General features: G+C 55.5%; 12 protein-coding genes and 2 pseudogenes. 9 read left to right on the top strand and 5 right to left on the bottom strand.

Annotation, left to right across the window (positions count from 1 at the left end):
* Positions 1-180: 180 nt before the first annotated feature.
* Positions 181-1,263 (top strand): annotated as a pseudogene (locus tag AC07VI_RS09015) (IS3 family transposase).
* A gap of 411 nt (positions 1,264-1,674) precedes the next feature.
* Here the strand turns inward: AC07VI_RS09015 and drt3b are convergent.
* The 5 genes from drt3b to AC07VI_RS09040 form a co-directional block, all read right to left on the bottom strand.
* Entirely contained in the window at positions 1,675-3,735 is a 2,061-nt protein-coding gene (gene drt3b / locus AC07VI_RS09020; protein WP_492994471.1) for an antiviral reverse transcriptase Drt3b, read from the bottom strand.
* On the bottom strand, positions 3,728-5,074 hold the full coding sequence (drt3a, locus tag AC07VI_RS09025; RefSeq protein WP_492994473.1) for an antiviral reverse transcriptase Drt3a: 1,347 nt from the start codon (positions 5,072-5,074) through the stop codon (positions 3,728-3,730). The genes drt3b and drt3a overlap by 8 nt, the downstream gene beginning before the upstream one ends.
* A gap of 159 nt (positions 5,075-5,233) precedes the next feature.
* The gene (locus AC07VI_RS09030) at positions 5,234-7,825 is read right to left on the bottom strand and encodes a DEAD/DEAH box helicase family protein (RefSeq protein WP_492994475.1); all 2,592 of its coding nucleotides are present in this window, start codon (positions 7,823-7,825) and stop codon (positions 5,234-5,236) included.
* A 142-nt stretch (positions 7,826-7,967) separates the two neighbouring features.
* Complete coding sequence (locus AC07VI_RS09035; RefSeq protein ID WP_492994477.1) at positions 7,968-8,432, bottom strand: hypothetical protein; 465 nt, start codon at positions 8,430-8,432, stop codon at positions 7,968-7,970.
* 6 nt (positions 8,433-8,438) lie between these two features.
* Positions 8,439-8,780, bottom strand: coding sequence for a hypothetical protein (locus tag AC07VI_RS09040; protein ID WP_492994479.1), 342 nt, complete (start codon positions 8,778-8,780; stop codon positions 8,439-8,441).
* A 454-nt stretch (positions 8,781-9,234) separates the two neighbouring features.
* On the opposite strand from AC07VI_RS09040, the pseudogene AC07VI_RS09045 reads away from it, so the two are divergent.
* The 8 genes and pseudogenes from AC07VI_RS09045 to AC07VI_RS09080 all read left to right on the top strand — a co-directional run.
* A pseudogene (locus tag AC07VI_RS09045) lies at positions 9,235-10,446 on the top strand (IS3 family transposase); the annotation flags it as partial.
* A 187-nt stretch (positions 10,447-10,633) separates the two neighbouring features.
* Positions 10,634-11,641, top strand: coding sequence for a hypothetical protein (locus AC07VI_RS09050; protein WP_492994481.1), 1,008 nt, complete (start codon positions 10,634-10,636; stop codon positions 11,639-11,641).
* 152 nt (positions 11,642-11,793) lie between these two features.
* Positions 11,794-12,171, top strand: coding sequence for a transcriptional regulator (locus AC07VI_RS09055; protein WP_099375916.1), 378 nt, complete (start codon positions 11,794-11,796; stop codon positions 12,169-12,171).
* 198 nt (positions 12,172-12,369) lie between these two features.
* Positions 12,370-13,329, top strand: a complete 960-nt coding sequence (gene trbB, locus AC07VI_RS09060) for a P-type conjugative transfer ATPase TrbB (RefSeq protein ID WP_492994483.1) — start codon at positions 12,370-12,372, stop codon at positions 13,327-13,329.
* A gap of 10 nt (positions 13,330-13,339) precedes the next feature.
* Complete coding sequence (trbC, locus tag AC07VI_RS09065) at positions 13,340-13,768, top strand: conjugal transfer system pilin TrbC (RefSeq protein WP_492994485.1); 429 nt, start codon at positions 13,340-13,342, stop codon at positions 13,766-13,768.
* Between the two features lie 2 nt (positions 13,769-13,770).
* Positions 13,771-14,082 carry a conjugal transfer protein TrbD gene (locus AC07VI_RS09070; protein WP_092605191.1) on the top strand — a complete coding sequence of 104 codons (312 nt, stop codon included), beginning with the start codon at positions 13,771-13,773 and terminating at the stop codon, positions 14,080-14,082.
* Entirely contained in the window at positions 14,079-16,616 is a 2,538-nt protein-coding gene (locus tag AC07VI_RS09075) for a VirB4 family type IV secretion/conjugal transfer ATPase (RefSeq protein WP_492994488.1), read from the top strand. The genes AC07VI_RS09070 and AC07VI_RS09075 overlap by 4 nt, the downstream gene beginning before the upstream one ends.
* Positions 16,613-17,377 (top strand): VirB8/TrbF family protein, encoded by a 765-nt coding sequence (locus tag AC07VI_RS09080; RefSeq protein WP_492994490.1) that lies wholly within the window; start codon positions 16,613-16,615, stop codon positions 17,375-17,377. The genes AC07VI_RS09075 and AC07VI_RS09080 overlap by 4 nt, the downstream gene beginning before the upstream one ends.
* Positions 17,378-17,387: the final 10 nt, after the last annotated feature.

Raw genomic sequence — 17,387 nt, forward strand, 5'->3', positions numbered from 1 at the left:
GCAACAGCGCAAACTCCCCCCTGGGAACGCACCTCCATCCGGCGATAGATATCGGTAAGTTCTCCACAATCAATCTCACGGAATTAAATACCATCAGATAACTCAGCCGGGGTAATCCCCCGCCAAAAGATCGAGTTTAAAAGTAGAATTTTTCCAAACTCAGATTTTTGAAAGTTCTACATGAAGACGTCCCGTTTTACCGATAGCCAGATCATCGCCATCCTCAAGCAAGCCGAGGGCGGCTCGCCCGTCCCTGAGCTGTACCGCGAACATGGTATCAGCAATGCCACGTTCTAGGCGCTCCAAGTTCGGCGGCATGGACGCCTCGCTGATGGCCCGCATGAAGGAGTTGGAGGACGAAAACCGGCGCCTGAAGAAGATGTATGCCGAGGAACGCTTGAAAGCCGAGATCGTCGCGGAGGCCCTGACAAAGAAGTGGTAACGCCATCTCAGCGGCGGGAGATGGCGCAATGGGCCGTGGCCCAGCGTTCAGCCACAATTGGACTGGCCTGCCAGGCGTTCGGCATCAGCCAGACCTGCTATCGCTATCGCGCCAAGCTCGATGCCGAGAACGCCCTGGTGGCCGACTGGCTGGTGCGCCTGACCAATAACCAGCGCAACTGGGCCTTCGGTCTGTGCTTCCCGTATTTGCGCAACGTGAAGGGTTTTAAATGGAACCACAAGCGCGTCTACCGGATCTATCGCGAGCTGGAACTGAGCCTGCGGATCAAGCCGCGACATCGCCTGGTGCGCGAAAAACCGCTGCCGCTGGCCGTGCCTACACAGATCAATGACACCTGCTCGATGGACTTCATGCATGACCAACTGGCCGACGGCAGAAGCATCCGATTGTTCAATGTGATCGACGATTACAACCGTGAGGGGCTCGGCATCGAGATTGATTTTTCATTGCCGTCTGAACGGGTCATCCGGTCCCTCGACAGGATCATCGAATGGCGTGGTAAACCCCAGGTCATTCGCTGCGATAACGGCCCGGAGTACATCAGCGCTGTGACGCTGGCCTGGGCCGCCAAGCGCGGCATTCGCATCGACTTCATCCAGCCTGGTCAGCCGCAGCAGAATGCTTATTTCGAGCGCTATAACCGCACGGTGCGCTACGACTGGTTGGCCCGTCACGTGTTTGAAACGCTCGAGGATATCCAGGATTTTGCAACCTGCTGGATGTGGACTTACAATCACGACCGGCGCAACATGGCACTTGGCGGCATTACACCAAAACAGAAGCTTGCCTTAGCCGCTTAACCTCTACTTTTAGCACGATCTAAAAATGGGGAGATTACCAAACGTCCTACCTGTGAACCTGTGTGCGCGACTAACTGTCCGCCGGCGACGCAACACCAGCGTCGGTCTGGTTTACCGACATTCCCGACCGCGAAGGCATCGACAAGTATTGTCATCACCGCCGCCACTTCGTTTTGTGAGATTTCACGCATTGCCAAATGAGCAATGTTCCGTCATTTGTGGTTGCCGACTAGTTCAGCTAAAACCGCCAATAGTAGGAAGTGGCCTATGTGCGGCCGAACACGATCATGATTAGGAAAAGACGGCCCGCTCCTACCGTCTGATTACCCCACCCCCAATTGATATAGGGAAAGGGAGGGCGCTTGTGTGTGGGCTGCCAACAGCCATTAAGGATAAAGCGGAGCGCCTACCCTAATATACCTCACGACTACGTTTGGAGTCCAGCTCTTTCCAAAGATCAAATTTGTTACCCCAGGCGGTGAACCAGTGATCGTTGGAGGCCTGAACAGACGCGAGCCCTGCAGAGTCCAGTCCGAAAATTTGCCCGATGTTTTCCTTTGTGACGTTACTGATGTACGGGCAGACCACGAGATCTAACAACATAATTAATGTCTCGGCGTCATCGGGACAATGGGCCTTCATATATTCGAGTTTGGCGACAATGTGTGCCTCCGCGAAAACCTTCAAATTCGCATAGCGAACTTTGTCTTTTATGTAGGACAGCAGGATCGTGATCGAAAAGTGGCTCATGAAGCCCGCTGGACGAAAATAGTGCCCAGTACACTCTTCCTCCTTAATTAGAAAGTGCTGGAGTAACACGGAAACCGGTAGCCAATATTCCCGTCCGATCTGTGACAAAGAGATAAGCAAGTAGAGGCTCTCGATCTCGCGATGAACGCTCATCGTGCTTTTTTCGAGCTGCTGCATAACATTATCGTGGATGTATTTGAACAGCAGATGCTTTAGCTCGTAGGGCATGCACTGCGCTTGCAAAAAGTCTACGGAGGTCGCAATCATCCGGCAAAGCCGGATTGTATGATTGACCTTTGGGCTAGCAGAGTATGCGAAAAAAGCAAACTCCATGATCGAGAGCAGTGCATTGGAGAGACGCTTACGGTCGCGATCTAACTTATCGCTCGCGAGATAGGATTTGAGGAGCCTCTCGAGCTTGTTTTCAAATATTGCAAATGTGTAATTTAGCAGATCGCCATAGGTGACATTCGCCTCTTTAATGGCGGACTTGTACCTGACAATCAGATGGTTCGCGTTGATGGCGCAGACCAGGGACCGCTGCGGGGGCGTGGAGGCATCTTCCTCACACAACGGATCAACCTCGTCATTCAATAGCGTCGAGATACGCTCTTTGGCAATCGTAATTTCGGTGATGATCGGCTTTTGATAGTATTTGATCTTCGCTGTGTTTATACTCAGTTTCTTTGATTTGAGAATCTCCTGGAGTGTCTCGAAAATTCTTAGTTGCGTGGACTCCTTGTTGTAAAAAACGAAGAAATCATCCACGTAACGGAAGATTTCATAATCGACCTTGTGGGTCAAATTCTCTCGTTCGCTCAGTTTATTGATTAGCTCCACGTCGACCGACTGCAAAATGATCTCGGCAAAAATTCGAGAAAACTCCGGGCCAATGACGATGCCGTTAGTTTCTTTCTGATTCAAGTTTTGCATGAGGGCATCGAATCGGCCTCCAAACGTGGCTTTCGATTCCTCCAGGCTAAATTTTGTCTGATCCTTGCCTAGGACGGCCCAAGGCAGTGAATGGGTGTAGATGCTATCGAAACACTTGCTTACATCGAGCTGGACCATTGCATCGTATTTCTTCTCACTGCGGTGGTATTTGTGAGATTCAAAAAAACGATGGATGTTGCGGTATTTTTTATAGACAAAAAAGGAACCGAGCTGCTCGTACTCTCGGTCTTCCTCTTCTACACCGGCAGCGGCGTCCACACGCTCTTCATGCAGCTTATCCTTGAAATAAGCGTAGCAAGACACTGATGCCGGGCGGCGAATCGAAAACTTACTAACAGACGTGTGGTACAGGATCAGCGCGCTGTGCGTTGAATAGAAACTCGCCACAGCCACCTGATTACGAGGATGTACCACGCTTAGCGTGCGTCCATCAAGATTATGAGCGACACGGAAATTGAAAGGAATAGTCGCCATACGGCACTTGCCGATAGGCACAGATCGACGCGTTTTTTGCTTGCCCCATTCCGTCACAACTTTTATTGTAATCACCGCATTAGAGGAAATTCCAAACAGTAGTCGCATCGTTAAATCGAGGTTGGCCACATCGGAAATCCAACATAACTGACCATTTTCAATCTCGATGCTGTTATTTCTCAAAAAGAGATAAAAGCCCCGGTTGGAGAATGTAGGAGGCACTTCAAATGGCAGCATGTCCGTCAGTATGGACCGTTGCTTCCTATGCGTGAGTGAGATGCGCCGATTAGCCATGTTTCCAGATCCTCACGATCACTTGTAGCTCTTTCGTACTGAAATTATGGTACCGACGTTGTTCGAAGCCTGTAGTGAATTTAAGATTTTTCAACTGCTTTTGTAAGCTGGTCCGTTTGAGTTCCGTGATGCGGACCTTGAGCCGCTTATCTAGCAACTCGAAGCTCGACAACTCCGTCGCTATCGAATTATTGAAGTAAATTCCAGTGGCCGCAGATGATTTGCTGTTGGAAAGGCGCGTGTTACCGGTCAGGAACTTAATACGCGCAACCAGCTTTCTAAATGCACTCTTCGGATTTACAGGATTTTCCCGCCAATAATCCGCGAATGCAGCATTCATCCGCGCGCGATATTTCGCCACCTTCGCGGCGCTAGGGCTGATTTCAAACTTTTCTTTTTTGAGTAGGAACCGATAACCCAAGTATTCAAATTTCTTGGGATCGACATTAGCCAGCTCAAACTCTGACGTTTTACCTGCGTTATGGGTAAGCCCATTCTTCTCAAAAATCGCAATGATCAGGTCTTTGAACGAGCCAAGGTTCTTGCCTGTTGGTGGCCTTACAAACATGGCCACAATATCATCGACAAACCGACAATATAGAACCAAACCAGGGATGGCTCTGATCGCCTCGTCAACTGGTCTCAGATACAGCTCGGCTAGATATGCACTGATGCCGACACCCCGGGGAACGCCGGTCGAGGTAGCAGAGATCGCGCCGTATGAGTCCAGTACTTGTTTGATGTATTTCTTTGTCGCGGCGCTCAATAGTTGGTCACGATCCAACTTTTCCACCAGACGCTTGCGGTCAATACTCTCATAAAACGTCGAAATATCGGTGCGGACCAGTTCAAACGGAAATTTACTGCCGAGCATATCACGAAGCTGGCAGACTAAATCGTGACGGTTAGCCTGTTTGACTCCATAGATTCGATGGACATTAAGCTGGAGTTGCTTTATGACGAAAAAGGTCTCTGGCTCGGCGTCGATGCAGAAAACCGGCTTTCCCTTCGGCCCGATTTTTTCAGTAAGGACGATCTTAAAACTTGACTTCAGCACCTTTTGGCTGACGTTATCCATTAAGGCATCGACTTCGGTTGACTTGTCGGCTTTTAGGTCATCCAATTCGACCTTCAGCGCAAGTAACTTAGCCTTGAAATCATCGGCCGTCAGTGTGGCCTCTATTTTCCGTAAATCACGAATGTCCTGCACCTTGTTACGCACAGCTAGAATGAACGGCGCGAGCGTCGGGAAATAGCGAGTTGCTAAGTCGACTCCCTTACGGTTTTCGGCATCATAGATATTACGGAAGTTCTCCGCGGTGAACATCTGGTCAAGCATCAGTGACAATCATCCCTTTTCATTAAGTTCGATGGTTAGCAATAACAAGCGCTGGAGTCCAAATCGTCATCCGGTTTGAGGGGCGGCGAACACCATGGTGCCGAATCGGCAAAAGGGCAAGCGAAAGTCTCGAAACACCGAGGAAACCTGTTTCATGAGTTAAACAGAAGCCATATGGTTTGCTAACGGACGAAGATTGGCGGCGGTGATAATTGATGACATGTCTAAACCATTATCCTGGATAACTGCGGCAGCACGAGCTTGCCAAAGCAAGTCGCCCGCTTCGGCGAAGTCGCGGCGCAATTCGCGAATTGCACCGAGTGCTTTGTCAGCCCATTCAACAAATGCCTGATATTCCCAATATCGGACCTCGCCCACGTGGGCTATAGCAGCCTTGCGGATGTAACGCGCTGGAGAAACCAGGATGGTCGTGATGGCGCACCCCTTTGCTTCTTGGACATTTGCGGCCATCCAGTTCGGATGGGACGCAGCTTGACGTGCTTTCTCGACAGACAATGTGCCCTCATTAGTCGTGTTAACATAGTCCTCAAAGACGATACATTGTTCGCCCGAGATCCACCAAGGGTCCGGCGATCCTTCACGCTCTACTTTATGGGCGACGAAACCGAGTAGATCGCCGAGCGCTTTCTGTGCAGCCTCAAAGGCCTCAGGGTCTCTCAATCCACCCATAATGGATGCCTCCAGGTTCGCAAACTCTCTATCTTGAGTTGTACCCAAACGTGTCAGGTTCGCCGCCAGTCTTTCCACCTGCGTTAATATTGCAGTGCGCGCTTCAGCTTTTGACGACCACTCGATTAGCCGCTGTTGGCGCGCGAACTTTGCGAGCCAACTAATGTCCGGAGCTGCTTGATGCGCCTCTACAAAATGCGCCCGCGCTTTAGCGGACATGGTGGCACTCCCCTCCACAAAGGCCAAGTGAGCGGCAGAACCAGCCAAGTAATGCCAGAGCGCTTGGTAGCCACGTAATTCGCGGCTGGTGTACGTGCCAAGTACACGCTCAGCTGCATCAACCGCAGATTCATAGTCCTTGCGCCACATGAACATCTGATAGTCAACTTCGAAATTCGCGCCCAGTTGAAGCTCACGCACAGCAGGCATCTGTTCCTGAACAAGTCGCGACCGTTCATCAACTATTTGATTGTTAACCTGCTCCCAATCCTTCTCGTTCTCAAAAAAAATCTCAAAATTGTCGTACATGTTTGCTGCGTCTGTCTGGAGCGATTGGCGAACGCCGAAATTAATTTCGGCCTGCAATTCGGGATGCAGGTATCGACGACGTCGCAAGTCCGTCAGGTAGTCGGGGAGTTCTTCGCCTGTCACTACAATTGCAGAAAAGTCTTCAAGAGATCTGGTGCATCGGCCAATCGCCTGAACGACGCGGGTTTGAATGCGCTCGTTATAAAGAGTATTTGCTGCCATGCGCGACATCAAGAAGCGTTCCTGTGAATTCATTGCTTTCGGAAGGCCGTCGATGAATAGCAATCGGCAGTCGTCACCTGCGAAATCCACGCCATCATAGCGATTCGCGATGACTGCAACTGCGTTCGGTTCATTGACAAAGGTCGCCTTGGAATCCTCAATGTTACGTGCACTAAATACTGGCACGTTCATTGTTTGAGTAATCTCTTCGGCCGCCCGGCTCGCGGCGCTCTCAGATGGGACCAAGACTACGCTGCGACCAGAACGCCTCATCAGGCGAGTCCGAAGCGCAGGAATATCGTCTTGCTTCAACGACATCTCTGGAAAAATAAAGAACCGTCGTCCAACCCCTTGCGTATCCCAGCCAGCTGGCGCCGGGACACGGTAAATTTCCTTGCGGCCAGTCAGGCGTTCTAAGTCGCCGCCGGCCCCCAGCGTGGCTGACATAAAGATGCGCTGTCGCGCGCCGACAAAGGCTGCGTGTGAATAGGTTGGGGGAAGCAGCGGACGAACCATTATCTCATTAGAGGAGATATACATCTGACACGCTAGCAGGTGAGACCGAATAGCGGACCACGGGTACGCAAGTTTGGTACCAGCAGTGTGTGCATCGAAGATTTCGATAAGTTCGTCAGCAATTTCCGCAAGAACAGGCGTAGGAACTTTATCGACCCATGTTCTGTCCACAATGTCGTCCCATACACCACGAAGGCGGGTGAGATCCGTACCTGAAAGATGCGGCTCTAGTACGTTTGTTATTGCACGATGAAGTGCCGCATACTCCTCTCCCGCCCGAGGCACAAGTATGGTCCACTGCTTTGCGATGTAATTCTCACTGACATGCGCATCGTCTACAAGGATGACATCGGCATTGTCAAAATAAGGGTTAGTGTTGAACAGTGCACTATAAGTTGTAACCGCAATCTTATTCGCCAACTGGTAGTCTGTTTTATCTGCAGGAGAATAGTCTTTAATCGGACCAATAAACTTTGCCACAGACAAGCCGTATTTGTCGTGGGCTTCAGCCGCGACTTGATTTACGAGCTGTATCGTAGGGCACAGATAAACGATTCGCTCGCGGAATTTCCGGCGTCGCCACTCTGCTATCAACAAGCCTACCAGTGTTTTTCCGCTACCAGTAGGCAACTGCAGCGCAATGTCATGTTGATTGACCCCTTCTGCTGCGTATTGCCGCATCACTTCAGCTTGGTGCGGGAGGACATCCGGCAACCGGCGGCGGGTCAAATCGCGAAACAGGCGATCCGGGCTTTCAGGAACAATGGTTTCGATCAGAGGGGTCTTGAACGCCACGCTTACACTCCAAATTTTATTTCGATTAACGAGCCAAGGGATATCTGCGCTTTTACATTTACGCAACTACAGTAGGCAGCGAGTTCTTCGGTGTTTCAATACTCTAATCAGAAAAATACTATATAAATTGTTTATTCCATTACTACTCGTTAAAGCCAATATCCGTCGCAGGAACCCTAAATTTATGGTCTTCCCATCCACCCTTGGCAAACTTTGTGCGTACTTTTGCGGTGAGCGTTTTCGGCGCGCGTACGTATTGGCCATCGAAAGTGATCCGACCATCAGCCATCATATCCGTGGCAATCGACATGCCGCGCCGAATGCCGCGTTCATACCAACTCAAGGCCTTGTTACGAAATTCATTTGGGATTTCCTCAAGCAGCGCATCAAAGTCGTGGTTGGGGCTTGAGGTATGGCGGGCGGTTGTACCAAGTGCTGCGGCAAGATCTTTAACCGCATTCCGCTTCGCCGCTGATGCCGAACCTGCATGTGTCTTACTCTTTGCTTTGTTCATAATTTCTTTCACTTTAGGCGCATGGTTCGAGCCGACATCCCCTGCATCGACCGATTGTCTGATGCGGATGCATCCGGTGGACACCGATTTCATCTCTGCTCAATTGCCGAATGCGCGATCCAAGACTGGTCTTGCCTCACCAATGGCATTTCCCAGTTCTACTACGCTCTGGCTTTGTTGTAAGCGCGCTTCAAAATCCCCAAGCTCGTCAAGTAGTTCACTATTTTCGCCAGCGTGGTGGAGGTCATACTGCACGCCATTGAGTGTACGAAGAACATTTTCCTTAGTGGTTTCAAAGCCATTTTGGCTGCCTGATACCGTTGCTTGGGACCAGCTAGTCAGCGGATGGTGACGTACCTCAATTTTTTTGGACTCAAACAAGAAATCGTAGGCACGCTGCACGAAACCTTCAATTATCAATCCGTGGTTCTTATCGTTCATAAATACTCCGAGATGCACAATATTGAGCAGTATGGAAAAGTGTCGTCGCACAGCGCCGGGCTATTCCATTTTCCATATCTACCATGCCGATTGAAGATGCTATCCAATAGCATTAATCTTCCAAGCGTAATAATTACATACCCCTGTCAGTCTGTAAAATTTCAATTGTCACTAATTATCACTAATTATCACTAATTATCATCGGCGACAAAGGTACGCGGCCGGATGCAGCTATTTTGATCTGTTTTCCACTTAAGGTTCAACTCTAGCGGCCGTACATGCGTTGCCGCAGGTTAGTGAGTGTCAAGTTGTCAGAGGAATGCTTGGGTTTCAGCTTAGGAAATAGCCCCTTGATACACCAGACACAGCCTATGCGTTATTCTTACGGATAGGAATAGGACTGTGCATTTGACTAGGAAAAAGCAAACAATCGAAGTGGTGACGGTGAACCAGGAAGCGCCGCAGGCGCTGGTCTGCGCAGGAAAAACAGCCTTGGTACGCGAGACTTACGAGCTAGGCATGAACGTATCGTTGGTCGCACGCAAGTACGGCGTCGCTGCAAGCCAGTTGTTCAACTGGCGCAAGCTCGAACGTGAAGGCGCGCTAACGGCGGTCACTGCAGGCGAATCGGTGATACCGGCAGCGAACTGGCCGCTGCGCGCGCACAGATAGCCCAGTTGCAGCCCATGCTCGGCAAGAAAACGATGGAGGCGGAAGTCCTGACGGTGGCCGTTGAGTTCGCTCGCGAAAAAAAGTGGATCGCGCGCTCGCCCTTGTCGGGCAAGGACGACCAGTGAAGCCGGTCTGCTCTGCCCTTGGCGTAGCGCGCTCACACGTCGCCCAGCTGCTTGTTCGCCCCGCGGACTGGATCGACGGGCGCACCACTCAGACGTTCCACCAGCCTGCCGACGCCATCCTGGTCGACGCCGTGCGCGCCGAGATTACAGCGCTGCCGACCTATGGCTACCGCCGGGCTGGCGCTCTGGTCAACCGCACGCGCGCCTTGATGGGCCTGCCAGCAATCAATCACAAACGGTTTTATCGCGTGATGAAAGCGAACAGTTTGCTGCTACCCAAAGCGCCCAAACGCCCAGTAAGCAGCCGCGTGCACAATGGCGTGGTGGCGGTGGACGAACCCAATCAGCGCTGGTGCTCGGACGGCTTCGAGATCGCCTGCGACAACGGCGAAGTGGTGACCGGTGTGTTCATGAAGGATTGCTGTGACCGAGAAATCATTGCCTGGCGTGCGTGGGCCGCACGTGGCCTGCCTGGCGAGCCCGTGCGCGACATGCTGGTGGAAGCGGTCGAGGCAAGATTCGGCCAGGCCAGCGTCGGATCGGCCCGGCTGGAATTCTTGAGCGACAACGGTGGAGATTACCGGGCCCATGAAACGCACGCCCTGGTGCGCGCCCTTGGGATTGAACCGGTGCACACGCCGGTATGCGGCCCGCAGTCGAACGGCATCGCTGAAAGCTTCGTGAACACGTTTAAACGGGACTACGTGAACTTGATGGACCGCAGCAGCGCAAAAATCGTACTGGCTCAGCTGCCAGACGCCTTTATGCACTTCAACGAGGTCCATCCGCATTCGTCGCTGAAATGGAAATCGCCTCGCATGTTCAGGAGGGAGCTGGCGCGCCGGGCTCAGGAAAGCGGCGCTAACTAAACGATTGGCTGTGTCTGGCTATACGGGGGGCAAGATCGATCTTTAATGAATCACTATTATTTGCTAGTCGTTCGTCAAGCTATTGAAATAGCACTTCTCAACATAAAATAATAGTATATCGTCACATCCTATACCGGCATTCATTATTTTAAAAGCTGTTTTTTGCTCGTCAATCAAGGAATAGAAAATGGAAATATTGCAAGCCTATTGCGTCGAATTAGACGAGATAGTCGATATTTATGAAGCTCAGAGTGCCTATTTCGATAACCCACCGAGCAGTCGCAAACGATTTACATTCCGCTGCTCCGATGAGGAATGCCGTCGCATCAAAAATCCATTAGTTTCTGGCGTCAACTACCACCGGCTTGCAGAGGAAACGGAAAAGTACCGCCAACCACACTTTCGTGCTCCTAAGGCAAACGCACACCTGGAAACTTGCATTTGGTCTGAGGAAAAAACTGGCCTGTCTCTAGCAGAGCCAACAACGGACGAGTCTCAGCAACGCGTTGCACGTGCCAAGAAAACTAATGTCGTAGACATATTCCGGCCCGCCGAGTCCGACTCATTGCGGGGGAGTCCAGAACAACGGAGGTCCGGAACTCACATTCTTACGCCTGTAACAACTGCCGCAGACCAAGCTACGCAAAAGGAACGTAATAGAATCAGAGATGGCTACAGCAGTACGTCTCGGTTGGAGCGATTCATCGACTGCTGGCTGCAATTTGACGCTGATCAATTAAAGGTTCAGCAGGTAGCCATTTCAGGAAAAACGTTGAGCTATCGTCAAGCTGTGACTAACCCGGCCTGGATCACAGAAGAACAGAATGGTCACCGGATCCTGTATGGTGCCGCCCGTATCAGCCTGTGGCCACCGGCCAAGCCAACTAGGCTTTACCTTAATTTTCTTGATGATTGCGAGCAATTCCCCGAGCATCTAGGCAGCCAATCGCTTGCTATTGACCTCCAGTTAGCACGTATAAATCAGCACCGCGGTGGAGCCGTCATGCTGAACAAGCTCACTCAGGCGCAACAACCAGATTACTATCTCAAAGTGTATTGCTGGGGTATGATCAAAGCTAAAGATGAGCGTCCAGGCTACAGGATTGAAGTCGCGTCGCTCAACAACTTGGTACTCAAACCTGTCGCGAAAAAATCCATTACCACGAAACCTTCACTTACTGACACTCCAACATAACTTGCTAAATTTTTTGATGCGCAACCTCATATGCAATGCCCCTGGTATGAAAGCTGTTTCAACGTGCCCTATCTATGAAAGATGCACGAGAAAATACCCAACCTGACACTGTTTGCATAATCCAAGAGTATAAATCCCAGACATCAGCCACCGTGTACAACCAAATCTTCTTCACCAACGTCCTGCGCGTGCTCGACGAACTGGGCATCTCCAAGAACGAACTGTCCGACCGTGCGGGCATGTCGGTGTCGTTCTTGTCCGACCTGACCAACGGCAAGGCCAATCCTTCGCTCAAGATCATGGAATCGATCGCCAGGGCCCTTGACGTCGCGCTTCCCGCCCTGCTGGAAATCACCGACCTGGACCAGGAATCGCTGGACATGCTTGCCGGCGGCAAGGCGCCGAGCAGCCTGCCGCCCGGCTACGTGCGCGTGGCAGCCGTGCTCACGGAATACCAAGCGTTCCAGGTGCGCCAGTGGAATGATGCGAACCGCAAGCATATCGCTGGCGCCAAACCGGAAGACGGCTGACGCCAGGTAGCGCCCAAGGCGCAAAATGCGCCGGAAATCCATATCCTGCGTGAAATAGTCAAGCAATACGCGCATTAAACACCGAACTCATCAAGAAATTTGCCGATAGGGTTTGCGCTAGGTCTAATTCAGCCGTTTTTTTACGATATATCCTTTGCATATGCGGCATGGCATAAATGCAACAGGGGTATACCGATCATGGCTGAAACCGAAGATTTTTCCACGCTGAAGGACCGGGCCCGGCGCAAGCTGGAACGCGACATGGGCCCGCTCCTGATGGCCGCGCTGAACGATCCGCGCACGGTGGAAGTCATGCTCAATGCCGACGGCAGGCTGTGGCAGGAGCGGCTCGGTGAACGGATGCAGTGCATCGGCACGCTGCGCGCGGCGCAGGCCGAGGCTATTGTGAAGACCGTGGCGGGCTACCATGGCAAGGAAGTCACGCGCGGCAAGCCCCTGCTGGAAGGCGAACTGCCGCTCGACGGTTCACGCTTCGCTGGTCAATTGCCGCCCGTCGTCCCCTCTCCCACCTTTGCCATCCGCAAGAAGGCCATGGCGATCTACACGCTGGACGAGTATGCCGCTGCCGGCACCATGACGGCACACCACTGCAGCATCCTGCGGCAGGCGGTGGCAGGCCACCGAAACATCCTCGTCACGGGCGGCACCGGCTCCGGCAAGACCACGCTGGTCAACGCCATCATCAACGAAATGGTCGCCTGCGATCCCGGCGAACGCGTCTTCATCATCGAAGACACGGGGGAAATCCAGTGCGCCGCCGAGAACTTCGTGCAGTACCACACCTCCTTCGACGTCTCCATGACGGCCCTGCTGAAGGCCGCCCTGCGCATGCGTCCCGACCGCATCCTGGTCGGCGAGGTACGTGGCCCCGAGGCGCTGGACCTGCTCGACGCCTGGAATACGGGCCACGAGGGCGGCGCCGCCACCCTGCACGCGAACAATCCGGCGGCAGGCCTGGTGCGCCTGAAGTCCCTCATCACCCGCAACGCATCGGCCCCGGCCGACATTGAGCCACTCATCGGCGAGGTGGTCCACATGGTCGTGCATATCGCCCGTACCCCCGCTGGCCGCCGCGTGGAGGAAATCCTCGAGGTTTCCGGCTACGCGGAAGGCCGCTACCTCACCCACCTACCCTAAGGAGCTCCCGATGCCTACATTCCTGCCTGGCCCGCCGGGCCACATGCACGCCAAGGCGCAGTTCTGGCTGTGCGCTGCCGTCATTGTCCTGCTGTTCCTGTCCTTGCCGCACCAGGCCTACGCCGCTGCCGGTACCGGCGGCTCGCTGCCCTATGAGAGCTGGCTGGAAAACCTGCGCAACTCCGTCACCGGCCCCGTGGCGTTCGCGCTGTCCATCATCGGCATCGTCATCGCCGGCGGCGTGCTCATTTTCGGCGGCGACCTGAATGGCTTCTTCCGTACCCTGATCTTCATCGTGCTGGTGATGGCGCTGCTGGTGGGTGCACAAAACGTGATGAGCACCTTCTTCGGGCGCGGCGCAGAAATCGCTGCGGCAGGCGACGCGCTGTGCGACGGCATCCGACATGCCGCGCTGTGCACCGGCACGCGGATGGCATAGCCATGGCCCTGCGCGCCATCCCCATCCGCCGGGCAGGCAACCGGCACAACCTGTTCATGGGTGGAGACCGGGAACTTGTCATGTTTTCCGGCCTCCTGGCCTTCGCGCTCATTTTCAGCGCGCAGGAGCTGCGGGCATCGGTGGTGGGGCTGCTGCTGTGGACGGGCGCCCTCTTCGCCTGTCGGCTGATGGCGGCGCACGATCCGCGGCTGCGCCAGGTGTACCTGCGCCACCGCCGCTACCGGCGCTACTATGCCGCGCGCAGCACGCCCTTCCGGGTCAATACGGGCAGCCAGGGGAGGCAGTACAAATGATCGAGACGATTTCCATCGCCATGGCGGCGTGCGGCTGCCTGATGCTGTCCATCCTGTACGCGCGCATCTGCGCGGCAGGCGCGGGCATGCGGCTGAAAAAGCACCGCTCGCGCGATGCAGGGCTGGCAGACCTGCTGAACTATGCCGCCATGGTCGACGATGGCATCATCGTCGGCAAGAACGGCGCCTTCATGGCGGCCTGGATCTACCGCGGCGGGGACAACGCCAGCAGCACGGAAGAACAGCGCGAACTGGTCTCCTTCCGCATCAACCAGGCCCTGTCTGGACTGGGCAACGGCTGGATGATCCACGTCGACGCGGTGCGGCGGCCCGCGCCCGGTTACGCGCCAGCGGGCCTGTCCCACTTCCCTGACCCGGTGTCCGCCGCCATCGACGAGGAGCGCCGCCGCCTGTTCGAAGGCATGGGCACCATGTATGAAGGCTACTTCGTGCTAAGCGCCACCTATCTGCCGCCGCTGCTGGCACAGAGCAGGTTCGTCGAGCTGATGTTCGACGATGAGGCGGCAGCACCCGGCCACAGGGCGCGCACGCAGGGCCTGATCGATTTCTTCAGGCGCGAATGCGCCAGCATCGAGTCGCGCCTGTCGTCGGCCGTGGCGCTGGAGCGCCTGCACGGCACGCAGGTCGTTGGCGAGGATGGTAGCAGCGCCACCCATGACGCGCTGCTGCGCTGGCTGCAGTTCTGCGTCACTGGCCTGAACCATCCGGTCATCCTGCCCCGCAATCCCATGTACCTGGATGCCATCATCGGCGGCCAGGAACTGTTCGGCGGCGTCGTTCCCCGGATCGGCCGCAAGTTCATCCAGGCCGTCGCCATCGAGGGCTTCCCGCTGGAGTCCACGCCCGGCATCCTGACCGCGCTGGGCGAACTGCCATGCGAGTACCGCTGGTCTTCGCGCTTCATCTTCATGGATGTCCACGAAGCGGTCAGGCACCTCGACAAGTTCCGCAAGAAGTGGCGGCAGAAGATACGCGGCTTCTTCGACCAGGTATTCAACACCAGCACCGGACCCGTCGACCAGGATGCGCTGTCGATGGTGGCCGATGCGGAGGCGGCCATCGCCGAGGTCAACAGCGGCCTGGTGGCGCAAGGCTATTACACCAGCGTGGTAATCCTGATGGACGAGGACCGGGACAAGCTCGACGCGGCCGCGCGCCAGGTCGAGAAAGCCATCAACCGCACCGGCTTCGCGGCGCGGGTGGAATCAGTCAATACCATGGACGCCTACCTGGGCAGCCTGCCCGGGCACGGCGTGGAAAACGTGCGGCGCCCGCTGATTAACACCATGAACCTGGCCGACCTGCTCCCCACGAGCACCATCTGGACAGGACAGGACAAGGCGCCCTGCCCCCTGTATCCGCCGCTGGCACCCGCCTTGATGCACTGCGTGACGCATGGCGACACGCCGTTCCGCCTGAACCTGCATGTGCGCGACCTGGGCCACACATTGATGTTCGGTCCGACGCGCAGCGGAAAGTCGGCGCACCTCGGCCTGATCGCCACGCAGCTGCGGCGCTACCAGGGCATGTCGGTGTATGTGTTCGACAAGGGCATGTCCATGTATCCGCTGGCCAAAGCCATGGGCGGAAGTCATTACACGGTGGCGGGCGACGGCGACGGCCTTGCCTTCTGTCCGCTGCAGTTCCTCGCCACGCGCAGCGACCGCGCCTGGGCCATGGAGTGGATCGACACCATCCTGGCGCTGAATAACGTCGACACCACACCCGCCCAGCGCAACGAAATCGGCAACGCCATCATGAGCATGCATGCCAGCGGTGCGAAGACCATGTCCGAATTCGCGCTGACGATCCAGGATGAAGCCGTGCGCCAGGCGATACGTCCCTACACGGTCGACGGCAGCATGGGGCACCTTCTCGACGCCGAGGAAGATGGCCTGTCGCTGTCCGACTTCACCGTGTTCGAAATCGAGGAACTGATGGGCATGGGGGAAAAATATGCGCTCCCCACCCTGCTGTACCTGTTCCGCCGCATCGAACGCAGCCTGCAGGGCCAGCCAGCCGCCATCATCCTCGACGAGGCATGGCTCGCTCTGGGCCACCCGGCCTTCCGCTCCCGCATCCGGGTCTGGCTGAAGGTGCTGGCCAAGGCCAACTGCCTGGTGCTGATGGCCACGCAAAGCCTGTCCGACGCGGCCAGCTCGGGCATCCTGGACGTCATGGTGGAATCGACGGCCACCAAGATCTTCCTGCCCAACGTGTATGCGCGCGACGAGGACACGGCGGCGCTATACCGCCGCATGGGCCTGAACGCGCGCCAGATCGACATCCTCGCCACGGCCATCCCGAAGCGCCAGTACTACTATGTCTCCGAGCACGGACGGCGCCTGTACGACCTGGCGCTCGGGCCGCTGGCCATGGCCTTCGTCGGCGCCACGGACAAGGAGTCGGTGGCGGCCGTCAAGGCGCTGGAGGCCAGGCACGGCGACGCATGGACCGGCGCATGGTTGGCCAGCCGGGGCCTGAATCTCAACGACTATGGAGAAGCAGCATGAACCTTACCCACATATTCAGATCGCTGCGCACAGCCGGAAGCCGCAAGGCGCCCGCACAGGACGGATTCCTTGACGGCGGGCGGCGCAGCGGCGAAAGCGACAACCCCTATCTTTCCGCGCGGCGTACCTGGAACGACCACGCAGCCCAGGCCGCGTCCTCGCGCCAGGCCTGGCAGCTACTGGCCGTGCTGTCGCTGCTGGTCGCCCTTGCTGCCGTCGGCGGCATGGTCCATATTGCCAGCCAGTCCCTCTTCGTGCCCTATGTGGTCGAGGTCAACACGCTGGGCCAGCACGCGGCAGTAGCACCGGCGCAGCGGGCGGCAGCAGCCGACCAGCGCGTGGTGCGCGCCGCCGTCGCCTCGTTCGTGGCCGACGCGCGCCTGGTTACGCCGGACATCGCGCTGCAGCGCAAGGCCGTCTACCGGCTGTATTCGATGCTGGCGGCCAATGACCCGGCGACGGCCAAGGCCAACGAATGGCTGAACGGCACCGATGAAAGCAGCCCACTCAAACGGGCCGCCAGGGAAACCGTCAGCACCGAGATCATTTCCGCCCTGCCGCAGACGGCCGATACCTGGCAGGTGGACTGGACGGAAACGGTGCGCGACCGCCAGGGCGTGTTGAAGGCGCCGCCATTCCGCATGCGCGCGCTGCTGACCGTGTACACCGTGGCCGCCACGCCGCAGACCACGGAAGAACAGCTGCGCAACAACCCGCTGGGCATCTATATCCGCGATTTTTCTTGGGCGAAACAGCTCTGAGGAGGCCTAC

This window comes from Janthinobacterium sp. GW821-FHT03A03 (assembly GCF_059421435.1).

Coding starts and splice junctions, on each gene's coding strand:
- drt3b (WP_492994471.1), bottom strand. CDS start 3,735: ATGGCTAATCGGCGCATCTCACTCACGCATAGGAAGCAACGGTCCATA.
- drt3a (WP_492994473.1), bottom strand. CDS start 5,074: ATGCTTGACCAGATGTTCACCGCGGAGAACTTCCGTAATATCTATGAT.
- AC07VI_RS09035 (WP_492994477.1), bottom strand. CDS start 8,432: ATGAAATCGGTGTCCACCGGATGCATCCGCATCAGACAATCGGTCGAT.
- AC07VI_RS09040 (WP_492994479.1), bottom strand. CDS start 8,780: ATGAACGATAAGAACCACGGATTGATAATTGAAGGTTTCGTGCAGCGT.
- AC07VI_RS09050 (WP_492994481.1), top strand. CDS start 10,634: ATGGAAATATTGCAAGCCTATTGCGTCGAATTAGACGAGATAGTCGAT.
- trbB (WP_492994483.1), top strand. CDS start 12,370: ATGGCTGAAACCGAAGATTTTTCCACGCTGAAGGACCGGGCCCGGCGC.
- trbC (WP_492994485.1), top strand. CDS start 13,340: ATGCCTACATTCCTGCCTGGCCCGCCGGGCCACATGCACGCCAAGGCG.
- AC07VI_RS09070 (WP_092605191.1), top strand. CDS start 13,771: ATGGCCCTGCGCGCCATCCCCATCCGCCGGGCAGGCAACCGGCACAAC.
- AC07VI_RS09075 (WP_492994488.1), top strand. CDS start 14,079: ATGATCGAGACGATTTCCATCGCCATGGCGGCGTGCGGCTGCCTGATG.
- AC07VI_RS09080 (WP_492994490.1), top strand. CDS start 16,613: ATGAACCTTACCCACATATTCAGATCGCTGCGCACAGCCGGAAGCCGC.